This is a genomic window from Pseudarthrobacter sp. NPDC080039, assembly GCF_040702335.1.
Lineage (GTDB): Bacteria > Actinomycetota > Actinomycetes > Actinomycetales > Micrococcaceae > Arthrobacter > Arthrobacter enclensis_A.
The window spans coordinates 148,180-173,459 of record NZ_JBFBKY010000004.1; the positions used below are offsets into that span (position 1 = coordinate 148,180).

General features: G+C 66.6%; 20 protein-coding genes and 1 tRNA gene. 6 read left to right on the forward strand and 15 right to left on the reverse strand.

What is annotated here, in order from left to right:
- Positions 1–5: 5 nt before the first annotated feature.
- From AB0313_RS06555 to argS, 10 genes are all read right to left on the reverse strand, one after another.
- Positions 6–917, reverse strand: coding sequence for a glycosyltransferase (locus AB0313_RS06555; RefSeq protein ID WP_366304407.1), 912 nt, complete (start codon positions 915–917; stop codon positions 6–8).
- 1 nt (position 918) lies between these two features.
- Positions 919–1,680, reverse strand: coding sequence for an L-threonylcarbamoyladenylate synthase (locus tag AB0313_RS06560; protein ID WP_307308632.1), 762 nt, complete (start codon positions 1,678–1,680; stop codon positions 919–921).
- Positions 1,677–2,576 (reverse strand): peptide chain release factor N(5)-glutamine methyltransferase, encoded by a 900-nt coding sequence (gene prmC, locus AB0313_RS06565; RefSeq protein WP_366304409.1) that lies wholly within the window; start codon positions 2,574–2,576, stop codon positions 1,677–1,679. Before prmC ends, AB0313_RS06560 begins: the two co-directional genes overlap by 4 nt.
- A 14-nt stretch (positions 2,577–2,590) precedes the next feature.
- The gene (prfA, locus tag AB0313_RS06570) at positions 2,591–3,664 is read right to left on the reverse strand and encodes a peptide chain release factor 1 (protein ID WP_141942101.1); all 1,074 of its coding nucleotides are present in this window, start codon (positions 3,662–3,664) and stop codon (positions 2,591–2,593) included.
- Positions 3,665–3,894: 230 nt separating this feature from the next.
- Positions 3,895–6,027: a transcription termination factor Rho gene (gene rho / locus AB0313_RS06575; RefSeq protein ID WP_366304411.1), complete on the reverse strand. Its 2,133-nt coding sequence runs from the start codon at positions 6,025–6,027 to the stop codon at positions 3,895–3,897.
- A 296-nt stretch (positions 6,028–6,323) separates the two neighbouring features.
- Positions 6,324–7,298, reverse strand: a complete 975-nt coding sequence (thrB, locus tag AB0313_RS06580; protein WP_366304413.1) for a homoserine kinase — start codon at positions 7,296–7,298, stop codon at positions 6,324–6,326.
- A gap of 2 nt (positions 7,299–7,300) precedes the next feature.
- Complete coding sequence (gene thrC / locus AB0313_RS06585; protein WP_141942107.1) at positions 7,301–8,407, reverse strand: threonine synthase; 1,107 nt, start codon at positions 8,405–8,407, stop codon at positions 7,301–7,303.
- A complete protein-coding gene (locus AB0313_RS06590) occupies positions 8,408–9,724 on the reverse strand; it encodes a homoserine dehydrogenase (protein ID WP_141942109.1) in 1,317 nt (438 codons plus the stop codon).
- Positions 9,725–11,194 carry a diaminopimelate decarboxylase gene (gene lysA / locus AB0313_RS06595; RefSeq protein ID WP_366304416.1) on the reverse strand — a complete coding sequence of 490 codons (1,470 nt, stop codon included), beginning with the start codon at positions 11,192–11,194 and terminating at the stop codon, positions 9,725–9,727.
- Between the two features lie 5 nt (positions 11,195–11,199).
- Positions 11,200–12,864 carry an arginine--tRNA ligase gene (gene argS / locus AB0313_RS06600; protein WP_366304418.1) on the reverse strand — a complete coding sequence of 555 codons (1,665 nt, stop codon included), beginning with the start codon at positions 12,862–12,864 and terminating at the stop codon, positions 11,200–11,202.
- Between the two features lie 252 nt (positions 12,865–13,116).
- On the opposite strand from argS, the gene AB0313_RS06605 reads away from it, so the two are divergent.
- Positions 13,117–13,189: transfer RNA gene (locus AB0313_RS06605), tRNA-Arg, on the forward strand.
- Between the two features lie 55 nt (positions 13,190–13,244).
- On the opposite strand, the gene AB0313_RS06610 is transcribed toward AB0313_RS06605, so the two are convergent.
- Positions 13,245–14,195: a cation diffusion facilitator family transporter gene (locus AB0313_RS06610; RefSeq protein WP_141942115.1), complete on the reverse strand. Its 951-nt coding sequence runs from the start codon at positions 14,193–14,195 to the stop codon at positions 13,245–13,247.
- Positions 14,196–14,321: 126 nt separating this feature from the next.
- On the opposite strand from AB0313_RS06610, the gene AB0313_RS06615 reads away from it, so the two are divergent.
- The 4 genes from AB0313_RS06615 to AB0313_RS06630 all read left to right on the forward strand — a co-directional run bounded on the left by AB0313_RS06615 (position 14,322) and on the right by AB0313_RS06630 (position 20,874).
- Positions 14,322–15,374: a M4 family metallopeptidase gene (locus AB0313_RS06615; RefSeq protein WP_366304420.1), complete on the forward strand. Its 1,053-nt coding sequence runs from the start codon at positions 14,322–14,324 to the stop codon at positions 15,372–15,374.
- 60 nt (positions 15,375–15,434) lie between these two features.
- Positions 15,435–15,773 carry a protealysin inhibitor emfourin gene (locus AB0313_RS06620; RefSeq protein WP_141942119.1) on the forward strand — a complete coding sequence of 113 codons (339 nt, stop codon included), beginning with the start codon at positions 15,435–15,437 and terminating at the stop codon, positions 15,771–15,773.
- Between the two features lie 79 nt (positions 15,774–15,852).
- Positions 15,853–19,863, forward strand: a complete 4,011-nt coding sequence (gene hrpA, locus AB0313_RS06625) for an ATP-dependent RNA helicase HrpA (protein ID WP_366304422.1) — start codon at positions 15,853–15,855, stop codon at positions 19,861–19,863.
- Between the two features lie 27 nt (positions 19,864–19,890).
- Entirely contained in the window at positions 19,891–20,874 is a 984-nt protein-coding gene (locus tag AB0313_RS06630; RefSeq protein WP_141942124.1) for a beta-ketoacyl-ACP synthase III, read from the forward strand.
- A gap of 57 nt (positions 20,875–20,931) precedes the next feature.
- On the opposite strand, the gene AB0313_RS06635 is transcribed toward AB0313_RS06630, so the two are convergent.
- Genes AB0313_RS06635 through AB0313_RS06645 form a run of 3 tightly spaced genes read right to left on the reverse strand, consistent with a single transcriptional unit; the run spans position 20,932 to position 23,428 of the window.
- A complete protein-coding gene (locus AB0313_RS06635) occupies positions 20,932–21,360 on the reverse strand; it encodes an HIT family protein (protein ID WP_141942126.1) in 429 nt (142 codons plus the stop codon).
- Positions 21,357–22,517: an NAD(P)-dependent alcohol dehydrogenase gene (locus AB0313_RS06640; RefSeq protein WP_366304425.1), complete on the reverse strand. Its 1,161-nt coding sequence runs from the start codon at positions 22,515–22,517 to the stop codon at positions 21,357–21,359. Before AB0313_RS06640 ends, AB0313_RS06635 begins: the two co-directional genes overlap by 4 nt.
- Positions 22,514–23,428, reverse strand: coding sequence for a sulfurtransferase (locus AB0313_RS06645; protein WP_366304427.1), 915 nt, complete (start codon positions 23,426–23,428; stop codon positions 22,514–22,516). The genes AB0313_RS06640 and AB0313_RS06645 overlap by 4 nt, the downstream gene beginning before the upstream one ends.
- Positions 23,429–23,501: 73 nt before the next feature.
- Between AB0313_RS06645 and AB0313_RS06650 the strand changes: the two genes are divergently transcribed.
- Complete coding sequence (locus AB0313_RS06650; RefSeq protein WP_366304429.1) at positions 23,502–24,605, forward strand: PLP-dependent cysteine synthase family protein; 1,104 nt, start codon at positions 23,502–23,504, stop codon at positions 24,603–24,605.
- Here the strand turns inward: AB0313_RS06650 and AB0313_RS06655 are convergent.
- Positions 24,602–25,258, reverse strand: coding sequence for an MBL fold metallo-hydrolase (locus tag AB0313_RS06655; RefSeq protein WP_366304431.1), 657 nt, complete (start codon positions 25,256–25,258; stop codon positions 24,602–24,604). The genes AB0313_RS06650 and AB0313_RS06655 overlap by 4 nt on opposite strands.
- Between the last annotated feature and the right edge of the window lie 22 nt (positions 25,259–25,280).

A 25,280-nucleotide genomic window follows, 5' to 3' on the forward strand; every position in this document is an offset into this window, starting at 1 on the left:
CGGGCCTAGTTCCTGCCGGACATCAGTTCCGCGGGGGAGCCGAAGCCCTTGCCGCGGAAGCCGGTTGAGTAGGCGCCAAACCAGTGGGCCAGGCCCCGTAAGTCGCCGCTCTTCAGGAAGAAGTAGGGGAAGCCGACGATGTCTGCGCTGAACCAGCGCAGGTTCCGGTATTTGCGGGTCAAATAGCCCCGGTTGCGGAAGTAGCAGTAGCGCTTGAACTCCCCTTCGGGAATGACGGGAGTGATGAAGCCGCCAAAGATGGGCTTCATTTCCGTCCAGGTGGCGGGGTGCCGGACGGCCACCGTGGCGAGTGTCCCGTACTTGAGGCCGGCCTTTTTCACCCGGGAAAGGAAGTCCACTTCATCCCCGCGGATGAAGAACTTGACGTCCGGAATGCCGATTTTGTAAAAGACTTCGGTCCGGATCAGCGCACCGTTGAAAAAGTGGACCATGTCCGGAAGGTAGCCCATAGGTGCAAGGCGGGAGCGGTCGTTGGTCAGGAGTCCGTTGATGCGGAAATTGAAGGACAGCCGGTTGGGGTCCGCCGTAGCCGCCACCAGCGGGCTGATGATGTCCAGCTGGTGCTCCTCCGCGGCCTGGAGCAGTTCGGCCAGGCAGGTGGCGTCCTCCGGATGGCCGTCGTCGTCCATCAGCCAGATCCACTCCGCGCCGCTGGCCATGGCCGCCAGGATCGCGTAGGCAAAACCCCCGGCACCGCCCAGGTTGGCCTCGGAGCGGAGGTAGTTGATGTTCTCCGCTCCCCCGGACGTGACCACGTCGCGGGCCGGGACCGTACCGGAATCCACCAGGGCGATGGAATGGATCGGCGCTGTTTGCGCGGCCAGGCCCTTCAGGAGCAGGGCCAGTTCTTCGTGGCGGTCGAAGGTTACGGCAGCAACGGCGACTTTGGGCTGCACGTCAGTTTCCCGCAACTCTGTCAGCGTCGCTGACGGCGGTGCTGCCTGCGCTGGTTGCCTCAGGGTCCGTCCCCGGTGCCGGTTCCTCGGACGCCGTGGGGACCTCACCCAGGCCAAGGACGCCGGGAACGTGCTCGCGCAGCCGCTCCAGGCTGACTGCCCCGTCGCGGACTACGCGCAGGACGGGACCGGTGGCATCCACGATGGTTGACGGGACCCCGGCTTCGCCCTCCAGCGGCCGGGGGCCGCCTTCCAGGTAGACCTCCACGGAGTCGGCGAGCTGCTCGCGTGCCGCCGCGGCAGTCTGGGCCGGGGCCTGGCCGGTGCGGTTGGCGGAGGAGACGGCAAGTGGTCCCGTGAGGGTCAGCAGCTCCAGGGCCACCTCGTCGGCGGGCATGCGCAGCGCAACTGTCCCCTTGGTTTCGCCAAGGTCCCAGTCGAGCGACGGCTGCGCGTGCAGGATCAGGGTCAGGCCGCCGGGCCAGAAGGCTTCGGCCAGCTTGCGGGCGTCAGCCGAAACCTCGGTGGCCAGGCCGTCGAGGGCATTGATGCGCGGAATCAGGACGGGCGGCGGCATGGTGCGGCTGCGTCCCTTGGAAACCAGCAACATGGTGACGGCCTGCGGCGAGAACGCGTCCGCGCCGATCCCGTAAACCGTGTCCGTGGGGAGCACGACGCACTTATTCTCGCTGATGGCGCGCTGGGCGTGTTCCAGGCCCCGGGCCCGCTCGTCGTCGATGCTGCAGTCATAAGTTGTGGTCACTGGCCCATTCTTTCATTCCGTGCGGACTCCTCAACGAGCACGGCGCTGGTGGCGCGTTCCCTGCCGTTGAGGTCCAAGTGAGTGCTGATGGCTGTCCAGGGTCCGGTCCTTGCAAGCATGGCCGCAATCCAGCCGGCCTGGACTTCTGCGTGTTCCATGACGAAGTAGCCCCCAGGGCGCAGCAGGCGGGCCGCTGAGGCCGCTGCCGCGGTCGGAAGGTCCATGCCGTCCGCTCCCCCGCCGTACAAAGCCTCGGGTGGATCGTGCAGCGCTACTTCGGGTTCATTGGGGATGGCTTCGGCGGGGATGTAGGGCGGGTTGGAAACCACGACGTCGACAGTTCCGTTGAGTTCCGGAAAGGCGTCCCGCAGGTCCCCAAGGACGAGGTGCACGCCCAGAGGGTCAAGGTTTTTCGCTGCCCAGGCGTGCGCGAACGGACTGAACTCCACGGCGTGCACCTCCGCCCCGGGCACCTCGGTGGCGAGGGACCCGGCAATGGCACCGGAGCCCGTGCCGAGGTCCACGATGCGCGGGCCGTCCACGCCCCGGACGTGGTCGATGGCCAGCTGGACCACGGATTCCGTCTCGGGACGGGGAATGAAGACCCCGGGCCCCACCGCCAGTTCCAGATAGCGGAAATGCGCCACTCCGGTGATGTGCTGCAGTGGAATACGGCGGGCCCGTTCGGCCACGAGCCCGGCATACCCATCGGGCTCCGGGGTATCACCGAGCATGAGGGAGCGCAGCCGGCCCAGTCCGACATTCAGGAGGTGGTCTGCCAGCAGCTCGGCATCGGCCCGCGGGCTGGGCACGCCGGCCTCGGCAAGGAGGGCGGCAGCCTCGCGGACCGCTGCAGCGAGGGTCCGTGCGGGGGCTGCGTGCTTGGGCTCGGTCATGGTGGACGTTCCGGTCAGTCGCCGATGGCGTCCAGCCGGGCCTGCTCGTCCATCTCGATCGCGGACTGGATGACGGGCTCCAGGTCACCGTTCATGACCTGGTCCAGGTTGTAGGCCTTGTATCCGGTGCGGTGGTCCGCGATCCGGTTTTCCGGGTAATTGTAGGTGCGGATGCGCTCCGAGCGGTCCATGGTGCGGATCTGCGACTTGCGCTGTTCCGAGTTGGCGGCGTCGATCTGTTCCTGCTGGTGTGCCAGGATGCGGGCACGCAGGACGCGCATGCCGGCCTCACGGTTCTGCAGCTGGGACTTCTCGTTCTGCATGGCCACCACGATGCCGGTGGGAAGGTGGGTGATGCGGACCGCGGAGTCCGTAGTGTTCACCGACTGGCCGCCCGGGCCCGAGGACCGGTACACGTCGATCTTGAGGTCGTTCTGGTTGATCTCGAGCTCTTCCGGCTCGTCAACCTCGGGCAGGACGAGCACGCCGGCGGCGGAGGTGTGGATGCGGCCCTGGGACTCGGTCACAGGCACGCGCTGGACGCGGTGCACGCCGCCTTCGAACTTGAGCCGTGCGTATACGCCCTCGGCGGGGTCGTTTGAGTTGCCCTTGACGGCCATCTGGACGTCCTTGTACCCGCCAAGATCCGATTCGGTGGCGGAAATGATCTCGGTCTTCCAGCCGCGGGACTCGGCGTAGCGGGTGTACATGCGCAGCAGGTCGCCGGCGAACAGGGCAGCCTCGTCGCCGCCTTCGCCACCCTTGACTTCAAGGATCACATTGCGGGCATCATCCGGATCGCGGGGAATCAGCAGGCGGCGCAGCTTGGCCGCAGCAACCTCGAGCGAAGCTTCCAGTTCGGGCACCTCGGCAGCGAACTCGGGATCCTCGGCAGCCATTTCCTTGGCGGCAGCAAGATCATCCCGCAGCCCTTCCCACTTGTGGTACGCGTCAACAATGCCGTTGAGCTGAGCCGACCGCCGTCCGAGCTTCCTGGCAAGCCGCTGGTCGGCGTAAACAGCAGGATCGCCCAGCTGTGCCTGGATGGAGTCATGCTCATCAAGCAGGCCCTGTACGGACTCAAACATCTATAAACCTCTTTCGACTTGTACAAGTCTAGTAATGCCACAAGCAGGGCGCGAAGCAGGACGGTAACCAACGGAAGCCGCGCGGATTTTCCGCCCCGGGAGTGGCATCGGGCCTGCCGAAGCGTGGCGGCTCACGTCCGTCAGGACTGAGCCGCCACGCGAAGGGGCGGGGGCGGAAAATCCGCGCGGCACCCAGCCGCACGAAAATTCCACACCCGCCCCGAACTCAGCTACTTGTCGTTATCCGACTTCGCACCGAGCGTCGTCTTCTGGACCTGCATGAGGAACTCGACGTTGCTCTGGGTTTCCCTGATCTTGTTGGTGAGCAGTTCAAGGCTCTGCTGGGTCTCGAGTCCCGAGAGGACCCGGCGCAGCTTCCACATGATCTTGACTTCCTCGGGCGAGAGCAGGTTTTCCTCGCGGCGGGTGCCTGATGCGTTGACGTCCACGGCCGGGAAGATCCGCTTGTCTGCCAGCTGGCGGGACAGGCGCAGTTCCATGTTGCCGGTGCCCTTGAACTCTTCGAAGATGACCTCGTCCATCTTGGAGCCGGTCTCAACGAGGGCGGTGGCCAGGATGGTGAGTGAGCCGCCGTTCTCGATGTTGCGGGCGGCGCCGAAGAAGCGCTTGGGCGGGTACAGGGCTGCGGAGTCCACGCCACCGGACAGGATGCGGCCGGAGGCCGGTGCTGCCAGGTTGTAGGCGCGTCCCAGGCGGGTCATGGAGTCGAGGAGCACCACAACGTCCATGCCCATTTCCACGAGGCGCTTGGCGCGCTCGATGGAGAGCTCGGCCACGGTGGTGTGGTCGTCGGCGGGACGGTCGAAGGTGGAGGCAATGACCTCGCCCTTGACTGTGCGCTGCATGTCCGTCACTTCTTCAGGACGTTCGTCAACCAGCACCATCATGAGGTGGACCTCAGGGTTGTTGGTGGTGATGGCGTTGGCGATGGACTGCAGGATGAGCGTCTTTCCGGCCTTGGGCGGGGAGACGATCAGGCCACGCTGGCCCTTGCCGATCGGGGCGACGAGGTCGATGACGCGGGGACCGATCTTCTTGGGGTCGGTCTCCAGGCGCAGGCGCTCGGACGGGTACAGCGGAACGAGCTTGGCGAACTCGACGCGGTCCTTCAGTTCCTCGGGCGTCTTGCCGTTCACGGACGTGACGCGGACCAGGGCGTTGAACTTCTGGCGGTTGGACTGCTGGTTGCGGTCCTCGCCCTCCCGTGGTGCGCGGATGGCGCCAACCACGGCGTCACCCTTGCGCAGGTTGTACTTCTTGACCTGGGCCAGGGAGACGTAGACGTCGTTGGGGCCGGGCAGGTAGCCGGAGGTGCGGATGAACGCGTAGTTCTCCAGGACATCCAGGATGCCCGCCACCGGCAGCAGGACGTCGTCTTCGGTGATTTCGACGTCGTCCACGTCCGGGCCCTGGTTGCGGCCGCGGCGGCGGTCGTTGCGGTCGCGGAAGCGGTCGTTGCGGGAGTTGTCCCGGTCCTGGCCGCCGGAGCGGTCGTTCCGGTCATTGCGGTCCCGGCGGTTCCGGCGGTTGCGGCGGCTGCCGCCGTCGGTGTCCTCGCCATCGCGGTTGTCCCGGCTGCCTTCGCGCTGGCCTGCCTCGCGGCTGCCCTGGTTGTCACGTCCGCCGTCGGAGTCGCGGGTGTTCTCACGGCCGCGGGTGCGTCCGCCTTCGCGGCGTTCGGTGCGCTGGCCGGCGTCGGACGGCTCCGCTGCGGACGCTTCAGCGCGCTGCTCGCGCGGTTCCCCGGCGGGCTGCTCTGCCGGGGTTTCCACGGGGGTTTCCTGGACGGGCGCGGCAGCAGCTTCGCTGCGGCGGCGGTTGCGGGTACGGGGCTGACGGCGTTCGGGGGCACCTTCAGTTGCCTCGGTGGTTTCGGCAGGAGCGGCCGACGGCGCCTCGACAGTTGCAGCGGCAGGCGCGGCAACGGTGTCCACAACGGGAGCTTCGGCTGCCGGGGCAACCACGCCGTCACTGACGGCGCGGCGGCTGCGTCCGCGCCCGCGGGCACGGGTGCCTTCTGCGGCAGCGGCCTCTGCGGCAGGAGCCTCGGGAGCGGAAGCCGGTGCAGCGACAGCCGGAGCCACGACGCTTTCCGGAGCCTTTTCAGCGGACTTCGCGGGGGCCTTGGCGGTGAGGGTACCGGCGCGGTGGGCGGAGATGGCCGAGACCAGGTCCCCCTTCCGCATGCGGGAACCGCCGGAGATACCGAGCTGGCTGGCAAGGGCCTGCAGCTGGGCGAGCTTCAGGCCGGCGAGGCCGCTGCTCTTGGCGGGTGCGGCCATTGGTTCGGCAGCAGAAGTTGTGTGTTCCACAGCTGGCGACAGCTCAGTGGTTTCGGTCACGAAGGATCCTTCCCCCTCGACGGCGCCCAGACTGGGAGCTGGGCGCGATGATTTGATCTGGGCCGCAGTTCAGATCTGCAGCCGGGATTTTTCGGCCTTGCCGGTTGGATTTCGGCCAGCAGGGCCGGATACTGATTCACCTTGCGCTGCGCCCAATGACGCAACGCCGGGCTGACGGTTCAGGGGCAGTTGGATGCTGCAGATTCCTGCGACAGACCAAGCAGGTGGCACCGGAATACATTCACAGTCGTAGATCAAATAGCAACTGAATGCAGGAGCAGATCAGATAGGCGGAATTACCGCCGGTGCAAGTCCACCTTAGCACCTTCGACGTCCACTGCGAGCTTCAGCACGCGCCAGCCTGTTTCCGGCGTGTTCCCGGCAGTGAAGGCCTCGATGAAGGCCAGGGCATTGGCGGCCTGGGCCTCCCCGTTGGCCAGCACCAGGACGGTCGGGCCGGCCCCGGATACCACGGCCGGGTAACCGGCGTTGCGCAGCGCGGCGATGAGCGCTGCACTGGGCCGCATGGCCTCTGCGCGGTAGCTCTGGTGGAGGTAGTCCTCCGTGCCGGGCAACAAAAATTCGGGCTTCTGCGTCAACGCATGGATCAGCAGGGCAGCCCTTCCCGAATTCATAGCGGCGGCGTGGTGTGCCACCGATGCGGGCAACAGCGCGCGCGCGGCTTCGGTGGAGAGTTCAAAGTCGGGTACCGCCACGATGGGGATGACCGACCCGGCGACGGTGGCGCTGGTGCTGCTGTACTGCTCACTGTCCTGCCATGACAGCGCCAGTCCGCCGAAAATCGCAGGTGCGACGTTGTCCGGGTGCCCTTCCAGTTCGCTGGTCAGCTGGAGGATCCAGTCCTTTCCGCGCTGGCTCCGGGCAGGCACCATGGCATTGGCTGCGGAGACGGCGGCCACCACGGCGGAGGCGGAGGAGCCCAGCCCCCGGCCGTGCGGGTTCACGTTCACGGCGGTCACTTTCAGGCCGCCGTGGCGGTAGCCCAGCCGCTCGAAGGCTGCGTCCATGGCGCGGACCACCAGGTGGCTGGCATCGCGCGGCAGCGTGTCCGCGCCCTCGCCGCTGAGCTCGAACACGAGTTCGTCCGTGTCCAGGCTTTCCACCGTGAGGGTGTCATGCAGCGCCAACGCGAGTCCCAGGCTGTCATACCCGGGACCGAGGTTGGCTGTGGTGGCGGGGACGCGGACGGTGACGCGCTGGCCCGGCTCGATGAGTTGCAGTCCGACGGCGGCCTGCGAGGTGGTGTCCAAGGCTATTTTTCTTCCAGTCCCAGCTCAGCGGCAACGGTGACCACGTCGTTGGGGACCTTGACCGGCTTGACGTCGCTGCCGTCCTCGGTGCGCAGGGCCCACTGGGGGTCCTTGAGTCCGTGTCCGGTGACGGTGATGACGATGGTTTTCCCGCTGGGAACCTCGCCGGCCGCATGCTTCTTGAGCAGGCCCGCCACGCCGGCTGCGGAACCGGGCTCTACGAAGACCCCTTCCTTCGATGACAGCCAGCGGTGGGCGCTCAGGATCTCTTCGTCGGTGACGGCGTCGATGAGCCCGCCGGACTCATCACGTGCACCAACTGCGCCGTCCCAGGACGCGGGGTTTCCGATCCGGATGGCGGTGGCGATGGTGTCCGGCTCGGTGATCGGATGGCCGGCCACGAAGGGCGCGGCGCCGGCAGCCTGGAAGCCCCACATTGCGGGCGTCCTGGTGGACACGGCCGGCAGGGTGCCGGCCGTGTCCGACTCGAACGGCGCGGAGTACTCCTTGTAGCCCTTCCAGTAGGCGGTGATGTTGCCCGCATTGCCGACCGGCAGGACGTGGATGTCCGGAGCGTCTCCAAGGGCGTCGACTACTTCGAACGCGCCGGTCTTCTGGCCCTGGATGCGGGCAGGGTTGACGGAGTTAACGAGGAAGACGGGGTAGGACTCCCCCAGCTTGCGGGCGATGTCCAGGCAGTTGTCGAAGTTGCCGTCCACCTGCAGCAGCGTTGCGCCGTGGGCGATGGCCTGGCTGAGCTTGCCCATGGAGATCTTGCCTTCAGGGACCAGGACGGCGCACTTCAGGCCCGCGGCGGTTGCGTAGGCGGCTGCGGAAGCGGAGGTGTTTCCGGTGGACGCGCAGACGACGGCCTTGGCGCCGGAGGCGACTGCCGCCGTCATGGCCATGGTCATGCCGCGGTCCTTGAAGGACCCGGTGGGGTTCATGCCCTCGACCTTCAGGTAGACCTCGGAGCCGGTGAGTTCGGAGAGCTTCTGTGCGTGCACCAGCGGGGTGCCGCCCTCGCCCAGGGTGATCACCCTGGTGGACTCCGTCACGGGCAGGCGGTCAGCGTATTCGCGGATGACACCGCGCCATTGGTGAGCCACTTAGACTCCTTCTACCCGAAGAACGGATGTAACTGAATTGATGACGTCAAGGCCCTTCACGGCCTCGACGGTGGCTGCAAGGGCAGCCTCTGACGCGCGGTGGGTGACGATCCGCAGTTCCGCTGACTCCACATTGGATGCGGCGTCGCGGTGGATGGTCTGCCGCATGATTTCGATGGACACGCCGTGCTCGGCAAAGAGGTGGGCGATCCGTGCCAGCACGCCGGGCTGGTCGGCGACGTCCAGTCCGATGTAGTAGCTGGTGGTGGCAGCCTCGATGGGCAGCGCCGGGACGTGGCCGGTGGTGGTCTCGGTGCGCTGCGGTCCGCCCAGGACCAGGCGGCGTGCCGCCGAAACGAGGTCACCCATCACGGCGGACGCGGTGGGGGTGCCGCCGGCGCCCTGGCCGTAGAACATCAGCTCGCCGGCGTTTTCAGCCTCGATGAACACGGCGTTGAAGGCGCCCCGGACGGCGGCCAGCGGGTGTTCGCGCGGCAGGAGCGTGGGATGGACGCGGACGGATACGCCTTCCTTGCCCTCGGCATCGGTGAGTTTCTCCGCGATGGCCAGCAGCTTGATCACAAAGCCGGCGTCCTTTGCCGCGGCAATGTCCGAGGCAGTGACGGACGAAATGCCCTCGCAGTGGACGTTTTCCAGCGCGAACCGGGTGTGGAATGACAGCGACGCCAGGATGGCGGCCTTTGCCGCGGCGTCGTGCCCTTCGACGTCGGCGGTGGGGTCCGCTTCTGCGTAGCCGAGCCGCTGGGCTTCGGCGAGGGCGTCCGCGAACTGGGCGCCGGTGCTGTCCATCTGGTCAAGGATGAAGTTCGTGGTGCCGTTGACGATGCCCAGCACCCGGGTGATCCGGTCGCCGGAAAGGCTGTCACGGATGGGGCGGAGGATGGGGATGGCTCCGGCCACGGCGGCCTCGTAGGAGAGCTGGACGCCGGCCTTGTCTGCCTCTTCGTAGAGGGTTGGACCGTCCTGGGCAAGGAGGGCCTTGTTGCCGGTGACCACGCAGGCGCCATTGCGCAGCGCGGCGAGGATCAGCGTGCGGGCCGGCTCGATGCCACCCATCAGTTCAATCACCAAGTCCGCGTCCTTGACCAGGGTCTCGGCGTCTGTGGTGAAGAGTTCCTGCGGCAGTTCGACGTCGCGGTGGGCGTTGACGTTGCGCACGGCGATGCCGCTGAGCTGCAGGCGTGCCCCGGCACGGGCGGCAAGGGCGTCGGCGTCCTCGAGCAGGATCCGCGCAACCTGGGCCCCAACGTTGCCACAGCCCAGCAGGGCTACTTTCAGCGTTCGCAATTCCGTCATTCAGGCTCCCATGTCGCGGCTCAGCAAATCTTCTTCGGTTTCCCCGCGGACAATCAGCCGGGCAGATCCGTCGCGCACCGCGACAACGCCCGGCCGGGCCAGATAGTTGTAGTTGCTCGAGAGGGCCCAGCAGTAGGCGCCGGTTCCCGGGACAGCGAGCAGATCACCGGCTGCCACGTCCACGGGCAGATATACATCTCTAACAACTATGTCGCCGCTCTCGCAATGTTTGCCCACTACGCGGGACAGCTGCGGGGCGGCGGTGGAGGTGCGCGACGCCAGGACAGCCGAATAATCCGCGTCGTACAGCACCGGGCGGGCGTTGTCGCTCATGCCGCCGTCCACCGCAACATACCGGCGCGGATACGTAACGTTGTTGCCTCCGTCACCACCGGACGCAGCCGGAGCATCAACGCGGACGGTCTTGAGCGTGCCTACCTCGTACAGGGTGAAGGTGGTGCTGCCCACGATGGCACGGCCGGGTTCGATGGAGATGCGCGGCGCGTCGATGCCCAGCTCGGCGCAGGTGGAACGCACGACGGCGGCCATCGCCGTCGCGATTTCCGCTGCGGGGCGCGGGGTGTCCACGGGGGTGTAGGCAATGCCGTAGCCACCGCCGAGGTCCAGCTCCGGCAAGGTGATGGAATATTTTTCCTGCATGGCGGCCAGGAAGCGCAGGAGCTTCTCTGCGGCCAGCGCGAAGCCGTCCGGCTCGAAGATCTGGGAGCCGATGTGGCAGTGCAGGCCCAGTAGTTCGATGCCGGGATGGGCGGCTGCCGCTGCCACCGCTTCTTCGGCAGCGGAGACGCCCGCCTGGTCCGTTGTGTCGGCCGCCATGGAGAGGCCGAACTTCTGGTCCTCATGCGCCGTGGCAATGAATTCGTGCGTGTGCGCGTGGACGCCGGGGGTCAGCCGCAGCATGACTTTCGCCTCCACGCCGCGCGCCTGGGCAATGGCTCCGACGCGCGCGAGTTCGTCCAGGCTGTCCACCACGATCCGGCCAAGTCCCATGTCCAGCGCGCGGTTCAGTTCAGCGTCGGACTTGTTGTTGCCGTGCAGCGCCACCCGCTCCCCCGGCATGCCGGCGCGCGCTGCTACGGCAAGCTCCCCGCCCGATGCGGTGTCAAGGCGCAGCCCTTCCTCTTCCACCCACTTCACCACTGCGGTGCAGAGGAAGGATTTACCGGCGTAGTAGACGTCAACGCCGCCGCAAATATCGGCGAAGGCTGCGTCGAAGGAGTCCTTGAAGGCGCGGGCACGGGCACGGAAGTCGGCTTCGCTCATGACGAAAAGCGGGGTGCCGTACTGCCGCTGCAACTCGCTGACGGGAACACCATCGATGCTGAGTTCGCCCTCCCCGTTGCGCGCGACGTCCTTGGCCCACATCGGTTCGTGGAGCTTGTTCAGGTCATCCGGAACGGCGAGCCACTCCGGGGCAAGCGGGGAACCCTGTGCTGCTGTGTTCGTCATCGGTCCTACATCCGTTCTGGAGCCGAAACGCCCAGCAGGTCCAGCCCGTTGGCCAGTACCTGGCTGGTGGCGTCGTTGAGCCAAAGCCGGGTGCGGTTGAGGTCGGTGACGGGTTCTTCACCCATCGGGGCGATCCGGCAGGCGTCGTACCAGCGGTGGTAGGCCCCCGCGATGGCTTCGAGGTGCCGTGCCACGCGGTGCGGTTCGCGCAGTTCCGCCGCCTTGGCCACGATGGACGGGTAACTGCCCAGGTAGGACAGCAGCTCGTTTTCCGTGGCGTGGTCCAGCAGCGAGGCCTCGAAGCTGTCCCGGCCGTCCACCTGGCGTTCCACACCGGCGGCCACCGCGTTGCGCGCGGCACCACGGGAACGGGCATGGGCGTACTGCACGTAGAACACGGGGTTCTCGTTGCTGTGCTTCTTCAGCAGTTCAGGATCGAGGGTCAGCGGAGAGTCGGCCGGGAAGCGGGCCAGGGAATACCGGACGGCATCCTTGCCCAGCCACTCAATCAGGTCCTTGAGCTCGATGATGTTGCCCGCGCGCTTGGACAGTTTGGCTCCGTTGACGGAGACCAGCTGGCCGATCAGGACCTCGATGTTCACCTCGGGGTCGTCACCTGCGGCGGCGGCGATCGCCTTGAGCCGGTTGATGTAGCCGTGGTGGTCGGCGCCGAGCAGGTAGATCTTCTCCGTGAAACCGCGGTCCTTCTTGGACAGGTAGTAGGCCGCGTCTGCGGCAAAGTAGGTGGGTTCGCCGTTGGCCCGGATCATCACCCGGTCCTTGTCGTCGCCAAAGTCCGTGGTCCGAAGCCAGACAGCACCGCCGTCGTCGAACACGTGGCCCTGTTCGCGCAGGCGTGCCACGGCACTTTCGATGGCGCCGGCGTCGTGCAGTTCCTGCTCGGAGAAGAAGACGTCGAACTCCACGCCGAAATCCGCCAGCGTGGCTTTGATGTCCTTCATCTGGGCCTCGTATGCGGCAGCGCGGATGACCGGCAGTGCGGCCACTTCCGTCAGCTCGCGGATGTCCGGATGCGCCGAGAGGACCTCGTGGCCCAGGTCCGCGATGTACTGTCCCGGGTAACCGCCATCGGGCACGGGACGGCCGTGCAGGCGGGAGTATACGGAGGTGGCGAAGGTGTTCATCTGCGATCCGGCGTCGTTGATGTAGTACTCGGCCGTCACGTCGGCGCCCGAGGCGCGCAGCACGCGGGCAATGGAATCACCCAACGCGGCCCACCGGGTATGGCCGATGTGCAGCGGACCGGTGGGATTTGCGGAAACGAACTCCATGTTGACCGTGTGCCCGCTGAGCGCTGTGTTGGTGCCGTAAGTCCGGCCGGCCTCGACGATGGCCTTCGCCAGGGCACCGGCTGCAGCGGCGTCCACGGTGATGTTCAGGAAGCCCGGGCCCGCGATGTCGACGGCCGAGACGCCATCGATGGACTTCAGCCGGGTGCTGAGGATGCTCGCGAATTCGCGGGGATTGGTGCCTGCCTGCTTGGCCAGCTGCAGGGCGATGTTGGTTGCCCAGTCGCCGTGGTCCCGGTTCTTGGGCCGTTCCACACGCACCTCAGCCGGAATGGCTGATTCCGCAAGGGCAATATCGCCGGCGGCAACGGCGTCCTTGAGGCAGGCGGATATGGCGAGGGAAAGTTCTTCGGGAGTCACCCCTCTAGCGTACCGGGGGCCAGTGACAGCAAAGAATTCGACCCGTAGCCCCGGCACCTGCCTTAACCGACCCACGGTCCGCCGCGCAAAGGGAAGCGCCAGTGCGCAACCGGCCCGCGCGGACTCCTTTTCGGGCTGCAAAGGCCCGTTCCCCTCACCCCTCCGACGGGTCCGGGCAGCGGTTTTCCCTTGCGGGCCACCTTCCTGCTAAGCTCTAGGACGTCCCGCCGGGAACGGCAGGATATCCGGATTGCCCTCGTAGCTCAGGGGATAGAGCGTCTGCCTCCGGAGCAGAAGGCCGTAGGTTCGAATCCTACCGAGGGCACACACAATCCCCGCCGCTTCAGTGAAGCGGCGGGGATTTTTCGCTTCCAGGGAACTCAGAAGCGCAGGGCCGCCTCGTCAAGGGTGGCCAGGGTGAGCACTGCTTCCTCTACGGTCTCGTGGTCCTCCAGCTCGCGCTCGATCCGGCGCAGGACCACAGCGACCTCGTGCTCCGGGTGGTCCCCCTCCAAATCCACTGCCGCCACGAGGTACAGCTTGCGGGGGCCGACAAATTCCAGGTGCAGGTACGTCAGCCGGGCAATCTCGGGATGCTCCAGCACACGTCGGGCCATGGAACGTTCAATGTCCGGCGTCACGCCCTGCCCCACCAGGAAGCGCCTGTTGCGGTCGATGAGGACGACAGCGACGATGGCCAGCAGAACGCCAACCGTGATCGATCCAATGGCGTCCGGGAGCGGGGATCCCGTCACCTGGTGCAGGAACACACCCACGAACGCCACGACGAGGCCGATCAGCGCAGCCGCATCCTCGGCGAAGACTGCGCGGAGCGTGGGATCGGAGCTAATGAGGACCTGCTCCAGCGTATGCCGTTCCAGCTCGTGGGCCGCTTTCCGGGTCTGCCGGAAAGCCTGGATGAAGGAAATCCCTTCAAAGACGAAGGCAACGCCCAGGACCACGTAGGCGATCGTGAAATCCGCCGCGGGCTCCGGTGCGATGATCTGCTGGATGCCATGCATGATGGACACCACTGCGCCCGCGGTGAAGAGTCCGAAGGCGGCGAACATGGACCACACATAGGCTTCCCGGCCGTAGCCCATCGGGTGGCTCCTGTCCCGGGGCCGGGCAGACCGGCGCTCGGCAAAGAACAGGAACACCTGGTTGCCGGTGTCCGCCCAGGAGTGCGCCGCTTCCGCCGCCATCGAGGCCGAACCTGAAAGGACAGCAGCCACCGACTTCGCCCCCGCCACGAGGGTATTGGCCACGAACGCGATGATGACCGTCAGGAGGGTGGAGCTGGACTTGGTGCTCTTTTCGGTTTCAGCCATGCGCTAACCGTACCCACCTGCACCGGCTCCAGCGCCCGGCTGGCCGTTGGTTTCGCCGAAGCGGCCTGCCGTTTGATTGTCAGTGCCTCCTCCTAGGTTGGGAACACCTAGCTGAGGGAGTACGCAATGCACGTTCAGTTCTGTTCAATTGTTCCCCCGTACCTGCTGCGCAGGCTCGCGCAGCAGGATGCGCCGGGATACTCTGCCGCGGCCACCGCCGCCAGGAAGGCCCTGGGCCATGTGGAATCATTCCACGCGGCGCGGGCCCAGGCGGCGTCCGCGCCAACCCCTGGGCTGCGACAGGAGAGGCCGGGGCCGGTGGACCGGACAATCTATGACGCGGAAGGTTCCGAGGTCCTCCCCGGCACCCCGGTCCGGAAGGAAGGCGGTGCGGCCACTACGGATGCCGCCGCCGACGAAGCCTATGACGGACTGGGGCACACCCACCGGTTTTATGCTGAGGTGTTTGACCGGAACTCCGTGGACGATTCCGGACTCAGGCTCGATGCCACAGTGCATTTTGGCCAGCTCTATGACAACGCGTTCTGGAACGGCAGCCAAATGGTCTTCGGCGATGGTGACGGGGATGTCTTCGAGCGGTTCACCAGGTCCATCAGCGTCATCGGCCACGAACTGGCCCACGGTGTCACCCAATATTCGGCGGGGCTTGCCTACCGGAACCAGGCCGGAGCCCTGAACGAGTCCATGTCCGACGTGTTCGGCGCGCTCGTCGATCAGTACGCGAAGAACCAGACCGCGGCCCAGGCCACCTGGCTCATCGGGGAAGGCCTCTTCACCCCGCAGGTTCAGGGCCTCGCCCTGCGGTCCATGAAGGCGCCGGGAACCGCGTACGACGACGACGTTCTGGGCAAGGACCCGCAGCCGGACTCCATGGATGGCTACGTCCGGACCAGTGCGGACAATGGCGGGGTCCACATCAATTCCGGCATTCCCAACCGGGCCTTCTACCTCGTTGCAGAGGCCCTGGGCGGCAACGCCTGGGAATCCCCCGGCCGCATCTGGTACGAAACCCTTACTAACGGGTCACTGCCCCCGGCCGCCACCTTCAGCGTCTTTGCCCGTGCCACAATCCGCACTGCCGCTAACCTCTTCGGCCCGGAGTCCACCGGGCATGATGCGGTGCGGGGCGCGTGGGAAACTGTGAAGGTCAAGGTTTAACCGCTGTCCTGTGGCCCGTTACAGTGCCCCGGGGCCATATGGAAGCCCAGGAACCCGGCCATGAAGATCAAGGTGGAGCGCACAGGCGGAACCGCCGCCGTGCCCAGGGTGTGGACGGTGGATGCACGGACCGACGCCGCCCTCAGCCAGTGGCAGCCCCTCGTCGAGGCCTGCCCGTGGGATGCAGTTCCCCGCACACCACGGGCAGCCGCCGCTGCCCTCGAAGCCCCGCAGCCGGACCGCTTTATCTACTCAATCACCGCCGGGCAGCGCAGGGCAGCCCTGCCGGAACAGGCCATCACCGGGCCGTGGCGCGTCCTGGTTGACAGTGCCCGGGCCGCGGCAGAGGAAACGGCCGCTGTGCTCCCTCCCGGCACGAACACCGGCCCCACCTCCTGAGTCCTGCTGCAGGAGGACAAGTACTGGGACAGGAGCCGAACCAAGGGCCGTTCATGACGGCAGTAGACTGTCAGCAGCCATGACTTTTCATATCTCCTATCCCGCCGAGCTGCCGGTTTCCGAGCGCCGCGAGGACCTGATGGCCGCCATCGCCGCCAACCAGGTGACCATCATCGCCGGCGAAACCGGCTCCGGGAAGACCACGCAAATCCCCAAGATGTGCCTGGAACTGGGCCTGGGGGACAAGGGACTGATCGGGCACACGCAGCCCAGGCGGCTGGCGGCCAGGACCGTTGCGGAACGCATTGCGGAAGAACTTGGCGTGGAAATCGGCCAGGAGGTGGGCTTCCAGGTCCGTTTCACCGGCGAGGTGGGCAAGTCGACCAAGGTCAAGCTGATGACCGACGGCATCCTGCTGGCCGAGATCCAGCGGGACAAGCTGCTGCGCAAGTACAGCGCCATCATCATTGACGAGGCGCATGAACGAAGCCTCAACATCGACTTCATTCTTGGCTACCTGAAGCGGATCCTCCCCCAGCGGCCCGATTTGAAGGTCATCATTACCTCGGCCACCATCGACCCCGAACGGTTCGCCAACCATTTCGGCACCCCGGAGAACCCGGCGCCCATCATTGAGGTCTCCGGCAGGACGTATCCCGTCGAAATCCGTTACCGTCCCCTGAGCCAGCCGGTCACCGATGAGGAAGACGCCTCGGACGATGAACTCGAAGAGGACCGCGATCCGCTGGATGCCGTGTGCGATGCGGTGGACGAGCTGGCGGCTGAGGCACCCGGCGACATCCTGGTGTTCTTCTCCGGCGAGCGCGAAATCCGCGATGCTGCAGATGCCCTGCAGTCCCGCATCCAGTCCAACCGGAGACTGGCCAACACCGAAATACTCCCCCTCTTCGCCCGACTGAGCCTGCAGGAGCAGCACAAGGTCTTCCATCCCGGCAACAAGCGGCGGATCGTGCTGGCCACCAACGTGGCGGAAACGTCGCTGACCGTGCCCGGAATCAAGTACGTCATCGACACCGGCACGGCCCGCATTTCCCGGTACTCGCACCGCACCAAAGTCCAGCGCCTGCCCATCGAGCGCGTCTCGCAGGCGTCGGCCAACCAGCGTTCGGGCCGCTGCGGGCGCGTATCTGACGGCATCGCCATCCGGTTGTACTCCGAGGAGGACTTCGAGTCCCGGCCCCGGTTCACGGACCCTGAAATCCTTCGCACCAACCTGGCCGCCGTCATCCTCCAGATGACGGCGATGGGCGTGGCTAAAGGCCCCAAGGACGTAGAGGACTTCCCCTTCGTCGAACCGCCGGAAACCCGGGCGATTAACGACGGTGTCACCCTCCTGCGTGAGCTCGGCGCCCTCGCTCCCCCACGCGTGCAGGGCAACGGCGGCAAGGCACGTGCAGCCGAGGGCCGCGGAGCGTCGAAGGGCGGCGGCCTCACCGCTGTCGGACAGAAACTCGCACAGTTGCCCGTGGATCCCCGCCTGGGCCGGATGATCGTGGAAGCGGGGAAACGCGGCTGTGTCCGGGAAGTCATGGTCCTGGCAGCTGCGCTGACCATCCAGGATCCGCGCGAACGCCCCACCGACAAGCAGCAGCTCGCCGCGGAAAAGCACAACCGCTTCCGGGACGAGAACTCTGACTTCACCGGCTACCTCAATCTTTGGAACTACCTGCAGGAGAAGCAGCAGGAGCTGTCGTCCTCTGCCTTCCGCCGGTTGTGCCGCGCCGAATTCATCAACTACCTGCGCGTCCGCGAATGGCAGGACCTGTTTACCCAACTGCGCCAGCTCGCCCGGCCGCTGGGAATCACCCTGGACAACAAACGCCTGGCTGACCCGGTGGGTAACCATGACGGCATCCACATCAGCCTGCTCTCGGGTTTGCTGAGCCACATCGGCATCCTGGACGAGCGCAAGCGTGAATATGCCGGCGCCCGTGGCACCCGCTTCGCGATCTTCCCCGGGTCGGCGCTCTTCAAGAAGTCCCCCACCTTCGTCATGGCGGCGGAGCTGGTGGAAACCAGCAGGCTGTGGGCCCGGGTTGCGGCGAAGTTCGACCCCCTGTGGGCGGAACAGGTGGCACCGGACCTGGTCAAGCGCAGCTACAGCGAACCGCACTGGTCCAGCCGGCAGGGCGCCGTCATGGCTTACGAAAAAGTCACCCTTTATGGCGTCCCGATCATTGCGCAGCGGCGGATCAACTACGGCCGGGTGGACCCGGCCGTAGCCCGCGAGCTCTTCATCAGGCACGCCCTGGTCGAAGGTGACTGGCGCACGCACCATAAATTCTTCCAGCGCAACCGGGCCCTCCTGAATGAGGTGGAGGAACTTGAGGCCCGCATGCGCCGCCGCGACCTGCTTGTGGATGATGAAACACTGTTCGAGTTCTACGATGCCAGGATCGGACCCGATGTTATTTCCGAACGGCATTTCGACAAGTGGTGGAAGGATGCCCGCAGGGAGAACCCGGACCTCCTGGATTACGACAAGTCACTGCTCCTCAGTGACGACGCCGATGACCTGGACGATTCGGCCTATCCGAAGACCTGGCTCCACAAGGGCTTCGAGCTTCCACTGACGTACGAGTTCCATCCGGTGGCTCCGGGCTCGGCCCCAGACCCCTCTGACGGCGTCACGGCCGAAGTGCCGGTCCTGTTCCTCAACCAGCTCGACGACGCCCCGTTCCGCTGGTTGATTCCGGGGCAGCGGGTGGACCTGGTGACAGCCCTGATCAAGTCACTGCCCAAGCAGGTCCGGAAGAACTTCGTTCCCGCCCCTGATGTCGCCCGCCAGGCGGTGGCGGCACTTGAAGCGGACTTCGACCCGGAAACGGATGACCTGGAACCGTCGCTGGAGCTGGTCCTGCGGCGGATCCGCGGGGCCATCGTCCCGCCGGGATCCTGGAACTGGGACGCGGTCCCCCCGCACCTGCGGATGAGCTTCAAGGTAGTGGACAGCAAGGGCAAGGTCCTGGGCGAGGGCAAGGACCTGGTGGAGCTCCAGGAGCGGCTTGCCCCAGCCACCCGGCGCGCCATCGCCGAATCGCTCGGCGCCACCCCTGCCTCCGCCGCTCCCGGCGGCCGGGGCAAGGCGGCCGGTGGGAACGGGAAGGAGCAGGGCGGAAGTGGCAGAACGTCCGACGCCGGTCCCCAGCGACGTCAGCAGGCCACTGGGGTCCCGGGTGTCCAGGCCGGGGCAGGGTTCGTGGAGCGGGACGGCCTGACGGAGTGGAGCTTCGGCAGCATCGAACGCCAGGTGAGCAGCATGGTCAAAGGCCACACCGTGACCGGTTACCCGGCTTTGGTGGACCAGGGCACGTCAGTGTCGCTGCGCGTGTTCCAGACGGCTGGAGAGCAGCTGGACGCGATGCGCGGCGGCGTGATCCGGCTGCTGGCCCTGCGTGTTCCGGCACCGGACCGCTACGTCCTGGAGCACCTGAGCAACACGGAGAAGCTGACCTTCAGCCAGAACCCACACGGTTCAGTGTCCGCCCTGATCGCCGACTGCGCCCTGGCCGCCATCGACAAGCTCACGCCCGCGGAGCTTCCCTGGGACCGGCAGGCCTTTGACCAGCTCTACGAGCTGGTGCGCGCCGAACTGATCGACACCGTCTTCTCAGTCACAGCCACAGTGGAGCGCATCCTCGCCAGTACGCGCCGGATCGAAAAGCAGCTCAAGGGCACCACCAGCCTGGCCTTGATCAGCGCACTGAACGACATCAAGAGCCAGCTGGAACAACTGGTCTACCCGGGCTTTGTAGCACGCACGGGCTACGCCCAGCTCAGCCAGCTGCCGCGGTACCTTGCGGCGATCGAGAAGCGGCTGGACCGGCTGCCCGTCAACGTGCAGCGCGATGCCCTGAACATGGCGGTGATCCAGGGCCTGGAGGACGACTACGACGATGCGGTCTCGGCACTCCTGCCGGGACGCCGCGCTGGACGGGAGTTAACCCAAGTGCGCTGGATGATCGAGGAACTTCGGGTGAGCCTGTTCGCCGTCGAACTCGGGACCGCCTACTCCGTATCCGAGAAGCGCATCCGCACGGTGCTCAACAAGGCACTCGCCCCCGCCTAGCAGCGGCACCCCTACGAGAGGAATCGAATGAAGCTCACGCTTGCCCAGGGCCCGGCAGGGACAGAAATCGCAGGGCTCGGCCACGCCCAGCCGGTGCGGGTCATGGACAACCATGAACTCGAAGGCATGATGGACACGAGCGACGAGTGGATCCGCCAACGCACCGGGATTGTCACCAGGCGCATTGTTGCCGAGGGCGAGACCGTGGTGGACCTTGCGGTTCCCGCTGCCCGGATGGCCCTGGCTGACTCGGGAGTCGGCGCGGCGGACATCGACCTTGTGGTGGTGGCCACCACCACCGCGGCCGAACGCTCGCCGAATACGGCCGGCCGCATCGCTGCCGCTCTTGGACTCGGGCGGGACGGCCGCGGTCCAGCCATTATGGACGTCAACACAGCATGCTCCGGCTTCGAATACGCCCTGGGCGTGGCCGACCAGGCAATCCGGACCGGAAGCGCAACCCACGCCATCGTCGTGGGAGCCGAGACGCTCTCCACCGTCACTGACTGGACGGACCGCGCCACGGCCGTCCTTACCGCCGACGGCGCGGGCGCCGCCGTCGTGCGTCCCTCCGAAACACCCCGGATTGGACCCGTGGTCTGGGGCTCGGAGCGCGGCATGGCTGACGCTGTCACCATCTCCCCACCCTTGGGCAGGTTCTCGCAGAACGGCCGTGAAGTGCTGCGCTGGGCGCTGACCAGGGCCCCCGAGCGGGCCCGCGAGGTGGTGGCGCGCGCGGGACTGGAACTGGACGACATCCAGGTCCTGGCCGCTCACCAGGCCAACCTTCGCATCATCGAACCACTCGCGGAGGCTCTGGGCCTGACGGACCGCATCGTCATCACGGACGTCACGGAGTCGGGCAACACTTCTGCCGCAAGCGTGCCGCTCGGGTTGAGCAAATGGTGGCACTCCGGCAGGATCCCCGCCGATGTTCCCGCGCTGCTTTTCGGCTTCGGCGGCGGGTTCACGTACGCGGGCATGGTGGCGATGACGCCCCGCAGGAACTGACCCTTCGTACGCGGCCCCTGCCACGCCCGCCGCATACGCGCCGGGCGTGGCACTGGTTCATTCGGCCGGAACGAATTCCCCGTAGCCGGCTGCGCGGAGCCCGGCACGCAGCTTTTCCGCGTTGGCGTCCAGGACCGCCGGGTCCGGGTTCTGGTCGGCAGAGCCAAAATCGAAGTCGGCCATACTGCGTGACGGCCACACGTGGACATGCAGGTGGTTGACCTCATAGCCCGCCACGATCAGACCGGCACGGCGTGCCCCGAAGAGGTCCACCTGCACCGCGCCGATGCGGCGTGCCACCTCCATGACACGGGCCAGAGTCTCCGGTGCGGCGTCCGTCCACCGGTCCACTTCCTCGGTGGGCACCACGAGGGTGTGGCCGTCAGCGAGCGGCCCGGTGGTCAGGAACGCCGACACATCGTCCTCGCGCCAAACGAACCGGCCTGGAATCTCGCCCCTCAGGATCCTGGTGAACAGCGTGCTCATGCGTCTGCCTCCTCGGCTGCTGCCTGCAGCGTGCTGGTGTCCAGCACGAACCGGTACTTTACGTCTCCAGCGACCATCCGGTCGTAGGCTTCATTCAGCTGTCCGGCCGACACCATCTCGATATCGGCCACAACCCCGTGCTCAGCGCAGAAGTCGAGCATTTCCTGGGTTTCTGCGATGCCCCCAATGAGCGATCCCGCATAGGCAATCCTCCGCCGGATCAGGGCCCCGGGATTGACGGGCGGCATCGCCTCCGAGGGCAGGCCGAGCTGGAACAGTGCCCCGTCCACGCGCAGGGTGCGGAAGAAGGGGTTCAGGTCGTGCGGGGCTGCCACGGTGTCGATAATGAGGTCGATGGTGCGGTTTGCGCCCTCCATGGCGGCCTCATCGCGGGACAGGACAACCTCGTCGGCCCCCAGTTCCAGCGCCGCGGCTACCTTCGATTCCGAAGTGGTGAACACCACCACCCTTGCACCCATGGCCTTGGCCAGCTTGACGGCCATGTGGCCCAGTCCCCCCAGGCCGACCACGCCCACCACGTCGCCTTCCTCCACGTCGAAGTGCCGCAGTGGAGAGAACGTGGTGACGCCGGCACACAGCAGGGGCGCGACGGCGGCCGGGTCCAGTGAGTCGGGCACGTGGAGGACATAGCGCCGGTCCACCACGATGGACGACGAATAGCCCCCCTGCGTGACCGCGTCGCCGTTCCTGCGGTCCTTGCCACCGTACGTGCCGGTCATGCCCCGTTCGCAGTATTGCTCCAGGCCGTCCAGGCAGCTGTCGCACTCGCGGCAGGAATCGACCATGCAGCCCACGCCCACCCGCTCGCCCACGGCGAAATCGGTAACGTCCGCTCCAACCCTGGTGACCGTTCCGACGATTTCGTGGCCCGGCACCAGGGGGTAGACCTGCCCGCCCCACTCCCCGCGCGTAGCATGCACATCGGAGTGGCACAGCCCGCAGAATTCGATGGCGATCTCGACGTCGTCCGGTTTGGGAGCCCGCCGGGCCACAGTCAGCGGCACCAGCCCGCTGTCTCCGGACACGGCGCCGTAGGCGGCGGCGAGCTGACCGGCTGCACCCCCAGTGGGCGCAGCGTCAGGGGCAGGGGCTATGGGTCGGGCGAGGGGCGGTGGTACGGGGCGTCCTGGTGTCATACTGCGACGCTACCCCCGCCTCCTGCCGACTTGCCAACCGGCGCAACAGACTGCCCGGCATCGGCGCCACCGTCCCCAGGTTCCGGACCGGTGGCAACAGGGAGATCAGGACGGTTGGACCACTCTGAAAATGAGCCCGGGTACAGCGTGGCCTGGAACCCGGCGAGTTCCAACGCGGCCACCTCGTGCGCCGCAGTGACGCCGGAGCCGCAGTAGACCGCCACCGGACAGCCTTCCCGGACGCCCAGGGATTCGAACCTCCGCCGCAGCTCCGCCGGCGGCAGGAACCGTCCGTCGGCGTCCACGTTCCCCGTGGTGGGGGCGCTCACTGCTCCGGGAATGTGGCCGGCACGCGGGTCAACCGGCTCAATCTCGCCCCGGTACCTCTCCCCTGCCCTCGCGTCGAGCAGCAGGCCGCTGCGCGCCCAGCCGGCGGCAGCACCGGCGTCGGCCGCGGGCATCTGTCCACTGCCCAACGTTACGTCTCCGGGGACAGGATGGACGGCGCCCGGCTCAACCGGCAGGCCCGCGGCACGCCAGGCGGCCAGGCCGCCATCGAGCAGGTACACCTCCGCCAGTCCGGCGTCGCGCAGCATCCACCACACCCTGGCCGCCGCCATGTTGGCACTGTCGTCATAGGCCACCATGGCATCGCCGTTCCTGACGCCCCACCGCCGGGCCGACTCCTGGAACTGCGCCGGCGACGGCAACGGGTGGCGCCCCCGGTCCGGGACCGACGAATCCGAAAGCTCGGTGGCCAGGTCCACGAACACCGCCCCCGGCAGGTGGCCGGCAAGATAGTGGTCGTGCCCGTGCGGGTCGCCCAGCGCCCACCGCACATCCAGCAGCACCGTCCGCTGCCCGGCGGCAAGCCGGGCTTCAAGGTCCTGGACGTCCGTCAACGGGTTCATCGCGCTCCTTACAGGTTCCTACAGCCGACGGGACCCACTCTAGACGGACTGTTGCCGCGGGTAGGCTGGTTCGGTGACGATCAAGGGCAACCCCGGCAAAGGCAGCAGCGGAACGGACCGGGGCTGGGCCGACCGTGCCATCCGCACCATCACGGCGGAAAACAACCGCTCTGCGGACACCCACCTCTACTCGGTGCCGCTGCCGGAGCACTGGGGCATCGAGCTCTACCTCAAGGATGAATCCAGGCACCGCTCGGGCAGCCTGAAGCACCGGCTGGCCAGGTCCCTGTTCCTGTTCGGCCTGGTGAACGGATGGATCCGGGAGGACACCACCATCGTTGAAGCGTCCAGTGGCAGCACTGCGGTCTCGGAGGCGTACTTCGCCCAACTGCTGGGGCTTCCCTTCGTCGCCGTCATGGCGCGCACCACCAGCCCGGAGAAAATTGCGCTGATTGAACAGTTCGGCGGCTCGTGCCTGCTGGTGGAAAACGCCTCTGACGTTTATGCCGTAGCCGAGGAAACAGCAGCAACGTGCAACGGGCATTACATGGACCAGTTCACGTACGCGGAACGGGCTACGGACTGGCGCGGCAACAACAACATCGCGGAATCAATTTTCGGCCAGCTCAACCTCGAGCCGCACCCGGTGCCGGACTGGATCGTGGTGGGGGCCGGCACCGGGGGAACCAGCGCCACGATCGGCCGCTACCTGCGCTACCACTCCCACCCCACCCGGTTGCTGGTGGTGGACCCGGAGAACTCCGCCTTCTACCCGGGCTGGCTGGGCGAAGCAGCCGGGAAACCCACCGGCCTGCCCTCCCGGATCGAAGGCATCGGCCGGGCCCGGATGGAGCCCAGTTTCATTCCCACGGTGATCGACAGAATGGTCCAGGTACCCGATGCCGCCTCGATCGCCGCGATGCGGCACCTGCATTCCTACGCCGGCCTGCACGCCGGGCCCTCCACCGGCACAAACCTGTGGGGAGTCTGGCAGGCAATTGCCGGAATGCTCGCGGAAGGGCGCCGGGGCAGCATCGTTTCCCTGATGTGCGACGGCGGGGAACGCTACGCGGGCACCTACTGGAACCGGGAGTGGCTGGCTGCCCAGCGGCTGGATCCTGCGCCGTATGAAGCAGTTATTGCCCGGTTCCTGGACACCGGGGAATGGACGGCCTAAACCTCCACTGATTCGCGGGAGGCCAGGTGCCGGTACTCCGTGCCGTACTTGGCGCCAATCCGCTTCACGTGGCCTTCAACGATGCCCAGGCCGTTGTCGTTGAGCAGCCCGTCGTGAATCTGGAACGCCCGCGGCGCCCGCACGCCGATGACGAAATCCACCACCTCCGCGGATTTGCTCCACGGTGCGTGCAGTGGCACCAGCAGCGTCTGGACCGTGATGCCGTCCGGGATGATGAATGAGTCCCCCGGGTGGTACACGTTGTTGTCCACCAGGAAACCGATGTTGGCCACCACGGGAATCTGGGGGTGGATCAGGGCGTGCTGGCCGCCAAAGCTGCGGATATCGAATCCTCCGGCCTGGAAAGTCGATCCGGGTTCCACGGCGTGGATACGGTCCGCGGCGGCCGGGGCCTCCCCGCGCAACTGCCCGGCCACCCCCTCTGGGGCGTACAGCACCAGGTCCTTGTCATCCTGGAGGGCCTTCACCACAGCGGGGGTGTCAAGATGGTCTGCGTGTTCGTGGGTTACCAGGACGGCCTGGGCCCCAGCGAGCGCCTCAGCCGATTCGGAGAACGTGCCGGGATCAAGGACCAGGACCCCGCCTTCCTTCTCGAGCCGGACACAGGCGTGGGTGTATTTGGTCAGCTTCATAGCGCCAGCCTAGGGTCCGCCG